This is a genomic window from Streptomyces sp. NRRL B-24572 (assembly GCF_002156145.1).
Classification (GTDB): Bacteria; Actinomycetota; Actinomycetes; order Streptomycetales; family Streptomycetaceae; genus Streptomyces; species Streptomyces vietnamensis.
The window spans coordinates 1-11,386 of the sequence record NZ_MWIG01000617.1; the positions used below are offsets into that span (position 1 = coordinate 1).

The 11,386-nt window shown below is 72.2% G+C and carries 8 protein-coding genes and 2 pseudogenes; 2 read left to right on the forward strand and 8 right to left on the reverse strand.

Going from position 1 to position 11,386, the window contains the following annotated elements:
- From CCN56_RS45095 to CCN56_RS31670, 7 genes and pseudogenes are all read right to left on the reverse strand, one after another.
- Positions 1 to 119: pseudogene (locus tag CCN56_RS45095) on the reverse strand (ATPase); the annotation flags it as partial.
- Positions 110 to 1,429: a 6-phospho-beta-glucosidase gene (locus CCN56_RS31645; protein WP_086831335.1), complete on the reverse strand. Its 1,320-nt coding sequence runs from the start codon at positions 1,427 to 1,429 to the stop codon at positions 110 to 112. The gene CCN56_RS31645 and the pseudogene CCN56_RS45095, both read right to left, overlap by 10 nt.
- An 8-nt stretch (positions 1,430 to 1,437) precedes the next feature.
- Positions 1,438 to 2,322 (reverse strand): carbohydrate ABC transporter permease, encoded by an 885-nt coding sequence (locus CCN56_RS31650; protein WP_086831336.1) that lies wholly within the window; start codon positions 2,320 to 2,322, stop codon positions 1,438 to 1,440.
- Positions 2,323 to 2,325: 3 nt separating this feature from the next.
- A complete protein-coding gene (locus tag CCN56_RS31655) occupies positions 2,326 to 3,324 on the reverse strand; it encodes a carbohydrate ABC transporter permease (RefSeq protein WP_086831337.1) in 999 nt (332 codons plus the stop codon).
- A 16-nt stretch (positions 3,325 to 3,340) separates the two neighbouring features.
- Entirely contained in the window at positions 3,341 to 4,684 is a 1,344-nt protein-coding gene (locus tag CCN56_RS31660) for an ABC transporter substrate-binding protein (protein ID WP_086831338.1), read from the reverse strand.
- Positions 4,685 to 4,736: 52 nt separating this feature from the next.
- A complete protein-coding gene (locus CCN56_RS31665) occupies positions 4,737 to 5,951 on the reverse strand; it encodes an ROK family transcriptional regulator (RefSeq protein WP_086831339.1) in 1,215 nt (404 codons plus the stop codon).
- 169 nt (positions 5,952 to 6,120) lie between these two features.
- Complete coding sequence (locus tag CCN56_RS31670) at positions 6,121 to 7,182, reverse strand: mechanosensitive ion channel family protein (protein ID WP_373412926.1); 1,062 nt, start codon at positions 7,180 to 7,182, stop codon at positions 6,121 to 6,123.
- Between the two features lie 256 nt (positions 7,183 to 7,438).
- On the opposite strand from CCN56_RS31670, the gene CCN56_RS31675 reads away from it, so the two are divergent.
- Positions 7,439 to 8,002 carry an HNH endonuclease gene (locus tag CCN56_RS31675; protein ID WP_086831340.1) on the forward strand — a complete coding sequence of 188 codons (564 nt, stop codon included), beginning with the start codon at positions 7,439 to 7,441 and terminating at the stop codon, positions 8,000 to 8,002.
- A 63-nt stretch (positions 8,003 to 8,065) separates the two neighbouring features.
- On the opposite strand, the pseudogene CCN56_RS31680 reads toward CCN56_RS31675, so the two are convergent.
- A pseudogene (locus CCN56_RS31680) lies at positions 8,066 to 10,825 on the reverse strand (beta-N-acetylglucosaminidase domain-containing protein); the annotation flags it as partial.
- Positions 10,826 to 11,135: 310 nt separating this feature from the next.
- Between CCN56_RS31680 and CCN56_RS31685 the strand changes: the two are divergent.
- Positions 11,136 to 11,386 (forward strand): hypothetical protein (locus tag CCN56_RS31685; protein ID WP_086831342.1); only part of this gene is annotated, 251 nt, incomplete at its 3' end.

Consider the following 11,386-nt stretch of genomic DNA (forward strand, 5'->3'; position numbering starts at 1 on the left):
CCGCCGCCGCGCGCCGAACCCAGGACGTTCCCGCCCTGCGAGAGCACCGCGACGTCGGTCTTGCTGTTCCCCGCGTCGATCGCGAGGAGCACCCCGTTCAACCCCCCGTTCACACCCACGTGAGGTGCTCCCGGTTGTGCGCGATCAGCCGGTCGGTGAGCCCGTCGGCGTACGCGTACTGCCCGACCAGCGGGTGCGCGAGCAGCGCCTTGAACACCCGGTCGCGGCCGCCGTGCAGCGCCGCCTCCAGGGCCAGGTCCTCGTAGGCCGTGACGTTCGCGATCAGACCGGCGTACAGCGGGTCCACCGGCGCGACCGGCAGCGGCGTGGCGCCGTGCGCGCCGACCGCCGCCTGCGTCTCGATGACGGCGTCGTCCGGCAGGAACGGCAGCGTGCCGTTGTTGTACGTGTTCACCACCTGGTACGGCGAACCCCCGCCCACCCGTCTCCCACCACCACCCTCAACGGAGGGCCCTTCGGGCCCGCTGCTGCTTCCCAGCAGGGAGGCCGCCAGGTCCACGGCCGCCTCCGAGTAGAAGGCGCCGCCGCGCTTGGCGAGCAGCGCAGGCTTCTCGTCGAGCGCCGGGTCCCCGTACATCTCCAGGAGCTCCCGCTCCATCGCGGCGACCTCGGCGGCCCGCGAGGGCTTCGTGCCGAGCTCGCGCACCACCTCGTCGTGCGCGTAGAAGTACCGCAGGTAGTACGAGGGGACGACGCCGAGCCGGTCCAGGACCGGGCGCGGCAGCCGCAGGTCGCCGGCGATCGCGTCGCCGTGTTCGGCGAGCAGCCGGGGCAGCACGTCCTCGCCCTCGGGTCCCCCGATCCGTACCGCCCGCTCCCAGGTCAGGTGGTTGAGCCCGACGTGGTCGAGGTGGACCTCGGAGGGGGCGACGTCGAGGAGCTTCGCGAACTTCCGCTGGAAGCCGATGGCGACGTTGCACAGGCCGACGGCCTTGTGCCCGGCCCGGAGCAGCGCGCGCGTGACGATGCCGACGGGGTTGGTGAAGTCGATGATCCAGGCGTCGGGGTTGGTCCGGCGGACCCGCTCGGCGATGTCGAGCACCACCGGCACGGTCCGCAGCGCCTTCGCCAGACCACCGGCGCCCGTCGTCTCCTGGCCGACGCAGCCGCATTCGAGCGGCCAGGTCTCGTCCTGCTCGCGGGCGGCCTGTCCGCCGACCCGCAGCTGGAGCAGGACGGCGTCGGCGCCCTCGACCCCGGCGTCGAGGTCGCCGGTGGTGACGATCTTCCCGTCGTGGTCCTGCTTGGCGAAGATCCGCCGGGCCAGTCCGCCGACGAGGTCGAGGCGCTCGGCGGCCGGGTCGACGAGGACGAGTTCGGTGATGGGCAGGGTGTCGCGCAGCCGCGCGAATCCGTCGATCAGTTCGGGGGTGTAGGTGGACCCGCCCCCCACGACAGCGAGCTTCATGTGATGACTCAGCCCTTCACTCCGGTCAGTGTGACTCCCTCGACGAACGCCTTCTGCGCGAAGAAGAACACGAGGATCACGGGGGCCATGACCAGGACGGTCGCGGCCATGGTCAGGTTCCAGTCGGTGTGGTGCGCGCCCTTGAAGGACTCCAGGCCGTAACTGAGCGTCCAGGCGGCCGCGTTCTCGGAGGCGTAGATCTGCGGCCCGAAGTAGTCGTTCCAGCAGTAGAAGAACTGGAACAGGGCCACGGCCGCGATGCCGGGCTTCGCCATCGGGAGCACGACCCGGATCAGGGTGCGGAATTCGCCGCACCCGTCGATCCGCGCGGCCTCGACGTACTCGTTCGGGATGGTCAGCAGGAACTGGCGCAGCAGGAAGATGGCGAAGGCGTCGCCGAACGCCATCGGGATGATCAGCGGCCACAGGGTGCCGGAGAGGTCCATCTGCTTCGCCCAGAACAGGTACATGGGGATGATCACGACCTGCGGCGGCAGCATCATCATCGAGATGACGAGCAGCAGCGACAGGTGCCGGCCGCGGAAGCGGAACTTCGCGAGCGCGTACGCCACGGGGATCGAGGACACCACGACGAGGGCGGTGCCGAGCCCCGCGTACAGCAGGGAGTTCTTCCACCAGGTCAGGAAGCCCTCGGTCTGGAAGACCCGGACGTAGTTGTCCCAGTGCCAGGAGTTCGGCGTCAGGTCCCGGGTGAGCGCCTGCTGGTCGCTCATCAGGGACGTCAGGAGGACGAAGACGAACGGCAGCACGAAGAACAGGGCGGCGGCGATGCCGAGCGCGTGCACGGCGATCCAGTGCAGCAGCGCCTTGCGGCGGGCCTGCTTCAGGGCCGGGCTCGCCACGGTCCGGACGGGAGCGGTTGCGGTCGTCATGGTTCAGTCACCCGAGCCGATCAGGCCGCCGCGCCTGCGCATCAGCAGGGCGGTGAAGGCCATGGACAGTGCGAAGAGCACCAGCGCCACCACGCAGGCCGCGCCGTAGTTGAACTGGCTGAAGCCGAGGCTGTAGATGAGCTGCGGCAGGGTCAGCGTGGAGTCGTCCGGATAGCCGGGCTGGAAGGGGGCGCCGGAGCCGCCCATCACGCCCGAGGCGACCTTCGAGGCCACGATCGGCTGCGTGTAGTACTGCATCGCGCCGATGATCCCGGTGACGACCGCGAAGAGCACGATCGGCGAGATGTTCGGCAGCGTGACGTAGCGGAACCGCTGCCACGGGGACGCGCCGTCGAGTTCGGCGGCCTCGTACTGCTCCTTCGGTACGTCGAGCAGGGCGGCCATGAAGATGACCATGAGGTCGCCGATGCCCCACACGGCGAGGACGGTGAGGGCCGGCTTGGCCCAGTCCGCGTCGTTGAACCAGGAGGGGGCGGGGACGCCGACCGCGTCGAGGAGCGAGTTGACCGGTCCGGTGCCGGGGTTGAGCAGGAAGACGAAGGCGAGCGTGGCCGCCACGGGCGGGGCCAGGTAGGGCAGGTAGAAGAGGGTGCGGAAGATCCCGGCACCCGTCTTGATCTTGGTGATCAGCATGCCGACGCCGAGGCCGAAGACGACCCGGCAGGTCACCATGACGACCGCCAGCCACAGGGTGTTCTGCATGGCCGGCCAGAACTTCGGCAGGTCGGAGAAGACGTACGTCCAGTTCTCCAAGCCCCGCCAGGTCGGCGGGTTGAGGCCGTCGTACCGCATGAACGAGAAGTACAGGGTGGAGATCAGCGGATAGGCGAAGAAGAAGCCGAATCCGATCAGCCAGGGCGACATGAACAGCGCGGTGCGCAGCGCGTTGCGCCGGCGCTTCGACCGCAGGGTGTTGCGCGCCTCCGGGGAGGCGGCGGCCGGGGCGGCCGCCGCCTTCGCGGGCAGGGTGTCCGTGCTCATGAGGGGGTACCGGCCGTCACTTCGCCGCGGCGATGTCGCGGTCGATCTGGGCCGCGGCGTCCGCGAGGCCCTTCTTGAGGTCCGTGACCTGGCCGCTCTCGTACTTGTGGGCGAGGCTGGAGAGGGTCTCCTGGTAGGCGGGGCCGTTGACCGCGTTGTCCATGGTGGTGGACTCCGGGTGCTTGGCGATGTCCAGGAAGACGTCGAAGCGCTTGTCGAACTTCAGGTTCGGGGACTTGAGCGCCTCGAAGGTGGAGGGCACGTTCCCGATGGCGTTCGCGAAGCTCACCACGGCGTCGGTGTCCGTGGTCATGTACTTGACCAGCTCCCAGGCCGCGTTCTGCTTCTTGCTCTGCGGCGCGATGCCCATGATGGTGCCGGAGAGGTAGCCCTTGCCGTACTCGGCGATCTCGTCGTCCGCGACCGGCAGCGGCGCCACGCCGACGTCGAACTTCACGCCGGCGTTCTTGATGAAGTTCAGCCGCCACTCGCCGTCCAGCTGCATGGCGACCTGGCCGGTCTGGAAGGGGTGCTTGGTGCCCCACTCGTCACCGAAGGCGGTGCGGTACCTGTCGAGCTTCTCGAACCCTCCGAGCGAGTCCACCAGGGACTTCTGGTACGTCATCATCTCGGCGAAGGCCGGGTCCTTGGCGACGTTCGACTTGCCGTCCTCGGTGAAGTACGTGTGGTCCCACTGCGACATGTAGTGCTCGACGACCGTCTCGTAGCCGAGGTAGTTCGGCATGAAGCCGAGCTGCTCGTACGAGTCGCCCTTCGGCTTCGTCAGCTTCTTGGCGACCTGGGTGAACTGGGACCAGGTCTTCGGCGGGGCCTCGGGGTCGAGCCCGGCCTTCCGGAAGGCGTCCTTGTTGTAGTACAGCCCGTACGCGTCGGAGAGCAGCGGCAGGGAGCAGCGCTTGCCCTCGAACTGGGTGTACTCCTGGAGGACCTTCGGGAAGGTCTTGTCCAGGTCGAGCTTCGACTTCTCTATGAAGGGCTTGAGGTCCGCGAGCGCGCCCGAGGAGCAGAACTTGCCGACGTTGGAGGTGGTGAACGAGGAGACGACGTCCGGCCCGTTCGAGCCGCCCGCGCGCAGCGCCTGGCCGAGCTTCTCGTCGTTGATGTCGCCGACGACCTTCACCTTGATGTTCGGGTGGGCCTTCTCGAAGCGGGCGACGTTGTCCTCGATCGCCTTGACCTCGGCGGGCGCCGACCAGCCGTGCCAGAAGGTGATGGTGGTCTCGGCCTTGGGGTCGTCGGCGGCCGCGTTGTTCGCGGAGCCGGTACAGGCGGAGGCGAAGAGGGCGATCGAGGCGGTGGCGGCGAGCGCGGCGGCGGCTCTGCGCGGACGTACGGGCATGACGGGGTCTCCCTGCGGGGGCGGGTTGCGGGCTCGGTGGAACGGGGGACGGTCAGCGCGAGGTGTCGAAGACCTCGTCGCGCGTGGTGGCGAGGGCGCTTTCGAGGGCCCCGCGCAGCACGGGGCTCCGGCGTACGGCGGAGAGGACGAGCCGCGGCCGGGACGGGGCGAGGTCGGCGAGTTCGGACTGCACGCGCGCGCGGAGGGGTTCGCCGCCGGTGACGAGGGCGTCCCCGGCGAGCACGATCAGTTCGGGGTCGAGGACGGTCACGAGGGAGGCGAGTCCGACGGCGAGGCGCTCGGCGTACCGGTCGAGCAGCTCCGCGTACCGCGGGTCGTCCTCATGGGTCTCGGCGGCCCGGGAAAGGAGCCCGCTCACCACCGGTACGAACGGGTGGTCGGGGGTCTCGATCCCGGCTTCGCGGGCGAGCCGGGGGACGGCCTGGATGCCCGCGAGCTCCTGGAAGCCGCCGGAGTTGGCCTTGGTGACCTGGCGTACGAGCGGGGTGCCGGGCACGGGCAGGAAGCCGAGCTCGCCGGCGCCGCCGGTGAAGCCGCGGTGCAGCCGCCCGCCGAGGACGAGGGCGGCGCCGAGACCGCCCTCGTTCCACAGCAGGGCGAAGTCGGAGTGGCCACGGGCGGCGCCCAGGCGCTGCTCGGCGAGGGCGGCGAGGTTGACGTCGTTCTCGTACTCGAACGGCATGGGCAGGGCGGCGGCCAGCTCCTCCAGGAGGGTGGGGGAGTGCCAGCCGGGCAGGTGGGAGGCGTACCGCAGCCGCCCGGTGGCCGGGTCGAAGGCGCCGGGGGTGCCGATGACGAGGCGCCGCACGTCCGCGTGGGTGACCCCGGCCGCCTTGACCGCCCCGTCGAGGGCGTCGGTGACCTGGCGGACGACTCCGGAGGCGGAGCGGCCGGGGGTGCGGAGCTCGTACTCGCCGACGATCCGGCCGGTGACGTCGGCGACGGCGGCGTGGATGCGGTGCTGGTCGACGTCGAGCCCGGCGGCGTACGCGGCCCGCGCGTCGACCGCGTACAGCTGCGCGTTCGGCCCGGGCCGGCCCTCGGTGGTACCGGTCGCGACGACGAGCCCGGCCGCTTCGAGACGGGCGAGCAGCTGGGAGGCGGTCGGCTTGGACAGCCCGGTGAGCTTCCCGATCCGCGTCCGCGAGAGGGGGCCGTGCTCCAGGAGCAGGTCCAGGGCGGCCCGGTCGTTCATGGCCCGCAGGACGCGCGGGGTGCCGGGGGTTCCGGGAGTCGTACCGGCCATGACGGTCGCACCTGCCCTCGTACGGTGACACACACTGTTAGGAAAGTTTCCTATTCGGTTGGGAGGAAGGTAAGGCGGCCGTCACCGGGGCGTCAATACCCGGGAACGCGACACGCCCCCGAAGGCAACCGAAGAGTTACCCGCGGGGGCGCGAAGAGAACGGAGGGACCTACTTGGAGAGGTCCGGCCTCGGCAGCGGGGTCGCCGCCGCCGACTGGGGCGAGGTCGTCGAGGCGAAGGCCGACGGGGCCGCCATGCCGGCCGTCGGGTCGGCCTTCGCCTCCTCGGCCTGGGGCGGTATCCCGCCCACGATCCGGACGCCGGCCTCGTCCAGACCCCGCTTGATGCGCCAGCGCAGCTCGCGCTCCACGCCCAGCTTCTTGCCCGGCATCGTCTTCGCCGAGACCCGGATCGTCATCGAGTCGAGCAGCACCTCGCTCAGACCCAGCACCTCCACCGGACCCCACAGGCGCTCGTCCCAGGGCTCCTCCTTCGCCATGGAGTCCGCCGCCTCGGTGATCACGGCCTTCACCGCGTCCAGGTCCTCCGTCGGCCGGACGGTCACGTCCACGCCCGCCGTCGCCCAGCCCTGGCTGAGGTTCCCTATCCGCTTGATCTCGCCGTTGCGCACGTACCAGATCTCGCCGTCCACCCCGCGCAGCTTGGTCACCCGCAGGCCCACCTCGACGACCTCGCCGGAGGCCACGCCCGCGTCGATCGAGTCGCCGACGCCGTACTGGTCCTCCAGGATCATGAAGACACCGGACAGGAAGTCCGTCACCAGGTTCCGCGCGCCGAAACCGATCGCCACACCGGCCACACCGGCCGAGGCGAGCAGCGGCGCCAGGTCGATCTTGAAGGCGCCGAGGATCATCAGCGCGGCCGTGCCCAGGATCAGGAAGGACGCCACCGAGCGGAGCACCGACCCGATCGCCTCCGAGCGCTGCCGCCGCCGCTCGGTGTTGACGAGGAGACCGCCGAGCGTCGTCCCCTCCACCGCCTGCGCCGAGCGGTTCATCCGCTCGATCAGCTTCGTCAGGGCCCGCCGGACGGCCATCCGGAGCAGCAGCGCGACGACCAGGATCAGCAGGATGCGCAACCCGGTGTTCAGCCAGGTGGACCAGTTCTCCTCCACCCAGCTCGCCGCGCTCGTGGCCCTCTCCGCGGCCTCGTCCAGGGTCACCGGCATCGGTTCGGGTTCGGTGGCAGCCGCCAGGGCGGACCAGGACACGGGACAACCTCCAGGCATCGCGTACGCAGGCCATCCACAGTAACGGGGCGTCGGATGTGCTCCCGTAGCCCTGTTCGAGGGAGAGACGGACCTCACCTGGGCACATACCGGGGAGAGATGCCGATGTGGTCGAGAACACTCCGGGGCCGCCACCCCGATCCCGGTACGTGGTGGCGCCGCGACCGGGCATGAGGAGAAACTGAGAGCAGTTCGTCCCGGCGCGAGCCACGCGCCGCCGGCGTCATAGGAGGCATCCGTGCCGCATGTCCTGGTCCTCAACGCGTCGTACGAGCCGCTCGGCGTCGTACCGCTCCGCCGCGCACTCGTCCTCGTACTGGAGAACAAGGCTCTCTGCCTCGAGGAGTCCGGCGCCTTCCTGCACAGCGAGACCCAAGTCCTCCCCGCTCCCAGCGTGGTGCGACTGAAGCGCTTCGTGCGGGTCCCCTACCGGGGGCCCGTTCCCTTGACCCGCCGAGCGCTCTTCGCGCGCGACGGCGGGCGCTGCGCGTACTGCGGGGCCGTCGCCACCAGCGTCGACCACGTCATCCCGCGCAGCCGCGGGGGCACGCACGCCTGGGAGAACGTGGTGGCGGCCTGCCGCCGCTGCAACCACGTCAAGGCCGACCGGCACCTGCGCGAGCTGGGCTGGCGGCTGCGGCACCAACCCGCCCCGCCGACCGGCCTGGCCTGGCGGATCATCGGGACCGGCCACCGGGACCCCCGCTGGCTGCCGTACCTGGAACCGTACGGCGCCGAGGACGTGATGGCCCGGATCGACTCCGTCGCAGACACCCCCGTGAGGGCGCTGACGACGAGTTGAGCCGGGCCTTTCGCGTACGCGATTCGTGTACGCGGGGGCCTTCGGTACGGAGCGGCGCGCCCCTCAGGGGGCGGGTCGCTCCTCCGGCGTGTCCTCGGGTGCTTCCGGCGGGGCCACCGCATACGTCTCCACCGACCAGAGCGAGTACCCGAACCGGGTCGCCCGCGTCTCCCCCTGCACCCGCAGGAAGCGGGTGTCCGCCGCGTCCATCCGGACCGACTCCCGGCCGCCCTTGCCGTCCGCGACGGTCGCCGCCGTCCGCCAGATCCGCCCGTCGGCGGAGACCTGGACCCGGTAGCGGGAGGCGTACGCGTCCTGCCAGTGCAGCACCACCTGCCCTATCCGGGCCGGCTCGGGCAGCTCCAGCTGCCACCAGGCGCCGTCCTCCGCCGGGGAGGACCAGCGGGTCGCCGGGTCGCCGTCCACCGCCGAGGCGGCCGGGAAGTCCGGGGTCTCGTCGCCCGAGGAGGAGGCCGTCGCCGCCCGCGCCAGGTCCGGGCCCGCCGTCCGCGGGAAGGCCCGCACCGTCAGGACCCGCTCCTCGCCCGCGAAGGACACCGGCACCCGGTACGAGCCGGCCGGCACGCCCGCCGCCACCGACACCTCCAACGGGACGCTCGTCCGCGCGCCGCGCTCCACCACGGCCTGCCGCGGCAGCCGCACCACGATCCCCTTCGGGGCCTTCGCCGTCAGCTCCCCGCGGACCTCGCCCGCACGCCGGCCCGTCAGCTCCACGTCCACCCGCTGCGCCGGGCCGCCGATCTCCGCGTCCGTCTCGGTCCTGGCGAGGTCGAGACCGGCGCGCGGCCCGTCCGCGAACCACGGCACGAGCGAGCGCACCTCGGGCACCGGCCCTTCGCCGCTCCACACGACCCGCAGCGCGTCCGCCTTCAGCCCCTTCAGCTCCGTCTGCGTCCAGCCGGACGCCGACAGCGGGCCGAGCGGCCGCCAGCCCTCGCCGGGGACGTACGCCTCCACGCGCGCGTCGCCGGCCCTGTCCGGCTCGGTCATGACCGTCAGGGCCTCCACGGGCCGCGCCCGGTCGAGCCGCACGGTGTACGAGCCGGGGGCGCGGTCGGCCCGCGACGCCGGGGTCCGGTCGGCGCCGGTCCAGGCCGCCGACTCCTTCACCGCGCGCGTGAGGAACGGATCGAGGACCCCCGGGCCGACCGTCACCCGGCCCGCCTTCAGGGCCTTCTGCTGCGTCTCCAGGGCGAGCTGCGCCCGCCAGGCCGCCGCGCCGTCGCCGCGCGCCTGGGCGAGGAGCATGTCGACCGCCGTCTCGCCCGCCCGGCCGTACCGGGAGAGCTGCTCCAGCCAGGGACCCGTCTCGTCGTCGAGGGTCCCGTCGGCGGTGGCCGTGAGCCGCTCGGGGGCCCGGCGCATCACCGTGAACGCGTCCCGCAGCTCGCGCGCCGCCTTCTCCCGGGCGGCCGTGCCGGCCGCGCCGGTGCTCGTGCGGGACGCCCAGAACGCCGCCAGGAGCGGCTTCAGATAGGCCGATTCGCCCGCCGGGTCCAGGATCGACGAGGAGCCGTTCCCGGCGAGGGCGCGCAGCGCCTCGCGGGCGGCCGGGTCCGGGCCCGCGAGGTCGTCCACCGCCGCCCGCCAGGACTCGCGGGGCCGGTAGCCCCGCGGGTTCCAGGCGTAGTCGGCGGTGGTGAAGAGCGGGACGCGGGAGGCCGCGGGCTGCTCCATGGCGTGCGCGAGGAACGCGGCGGAACCGGCGGCCACGCCCGGCTCCCGGCCGGTGGCGGGGCCGAGGAACAGCCGGTCCTGCGCGTAGTCGTTGACCGGGTAGTTGTCCATGGTGACCAGCGGGTGGTCGCCGAGGGCCTTGCGGGCACCCGCCAGTTCGCCGCCGGTGATCGTGCGCGGCACGACGCCGACGCCCGTCCACGCCACCCGCACCTCCGCGTCGAGCTCCTGGGCGAGCTTCGTGCGGTACGCGGTCGTGCCGTCCTGGTAGTACTCCGTCGGCATCACCGTCAGCGGCTCGGCGTCCGGGTGCCGCTCGGCGAGGTGCGCGGCGACGGCGTTCGCCACGCGCGCGTGGGCGGTGGCCGCGGCCTCCGGTCCGCGCCCGAAGGCGTCGGCGTCCTTGTCGCAGTGCCACTCGTCGTAGGACGAGTCCTGGAACTGGAGCTGGAAGGAGCGCACCCCGAGCTCCCACATCGCGTCCAGCTTCCGCGTCAGCGCCGTCACGTCGCCGGCCGAGGCCAGGCACATGGACTGGGCGGGCGCCACGGCCCAGCCGAGCGTCACGTGGTTCCTGCGGGCCCGCTCGGCGAGCGCCCGGAACTCGTCCTGCTGCGCGGCCGGGTAGGGCTCGCGCCACTGCGCCTGGCGGTACGGGTCGTCCCCGGGCGCGTACAGATAGCGGTTCTGCTTGGTCCGGCCCAGGAAGTCCAGCTGGGCGAGCCGCTGGTCCAGGGTCCAGGGGCGGCCGTAGAAGCCCTCGGTGACGCCGCGCTCGGCCGTGCCGGGCCAGTCGCGGACGACGACCCCGGGGATCTCCCCGCCGGGGCCGATGAGCTGACGCAGCGTCTGGACGGCGTGGAACAGGCCGTCCTCGCCGACCCCGTCCAGGACGACGGTGTCCCGCCCCTGGAAGCGGCCCGTCGCGAGCCGGTAGCCGCCGCGCGGCAGATCGAGGCGCTCGGGCACGCGCAGCGCGGCCAGTGCCGCCTCCGCGCCGGAGCCGGAGCCGGAGCCGTCGCCGGAGGGCCCGGCGACCCGCAGGACCGGGCCCCGGCCCGGCAGGCCGGTGCGGACGGTCCGTACCCCGGCGGCCCGGAGGAGTTCGCGCAGGGCGGCGAGGGCGTNNCGCCGAGGAGGCCGCCGATGACGGCGGCGGCGACGGCCGTCGCGGTGCGCTTCCTGCGCCCGAGGTGCACGAGCGGTCTCCCTTCGGCAGGACCCGGCGGCTCCGCCGGTTGGTCACGAATGAATCACGAGCCCACCACCCGTCGCACTGGGGTGTCAATGCGCGTGGCCGATGTGTCGGCTTTGCCCGGCGAGCCGTCGGCGAGGTGACGTCACTTCGCCACGTTCCGCCGGTAAAACGAGGTGCGCTGGGTAGGGCTCTGTCGTTGCCCAGGTCGAACCTGTCGAGACGAATCGGGAGACCCCCGTGACCACGACCGCCCGCCACCTCGGACGGATACGCATCCCCCAGCAGTCGGCGCAGGCCGGTGAACCGCTGACCAGCGAGCCGCCGCTGCCCGACGCGTCACCCCTCACCAGTGAGCCGCCCCTCGCCGTGGCGGCCCCCCTGACCAGCGAACCCACCGCCCCCGGCAGCGCGGCCGGCCCGGAGTCCCCCGGAGTGTGCAGTGACCCTGGCCCGTCTCGCCGCCCGTCACGGCGTCGCCACCGTCCACA

Bases quoted from the DNA above. Each gene is read 5' to 3' on its own strand.
- CCN56_RS31660 (WP_086831338.1), bottom strand. From the start codon at position 4,684: ATGCCCGTACGTCCGCGCAGAGCCGCCGCCGCGCTCGCCGCCACCGCC.
- CCN56_RS31665 (WP_086831339.1), bottom strand. From the start codon at position 5,951: ATGGCCGGTACGACTCCCGGAACCCCCGGCACCCCGCGCGTCCTGCGG.
- CCN56_RS31650 (WP_086831336.1), bottom strand. From the start codon at position 2,322: ATGACGACCGCAACCGCTCCCGTCCGGACCGTGGCGAGCCCGGCCCTG.
- CCN56_RS31645 (WP_086831335.1), bottom strand. From the start codon at position 1,429: ATGAAGCTCGCTGTCGTGGGGGGCGGGTCCACCTACACCCCCGAACTG.
- CCN56_RS31655 (WP_086831337.1), bottom strand. From the start codon at position 3,324: ATGAGCACGGACACCCTGCCCGCGAAGGCGGCGGCCGCCCCGGCCGCC.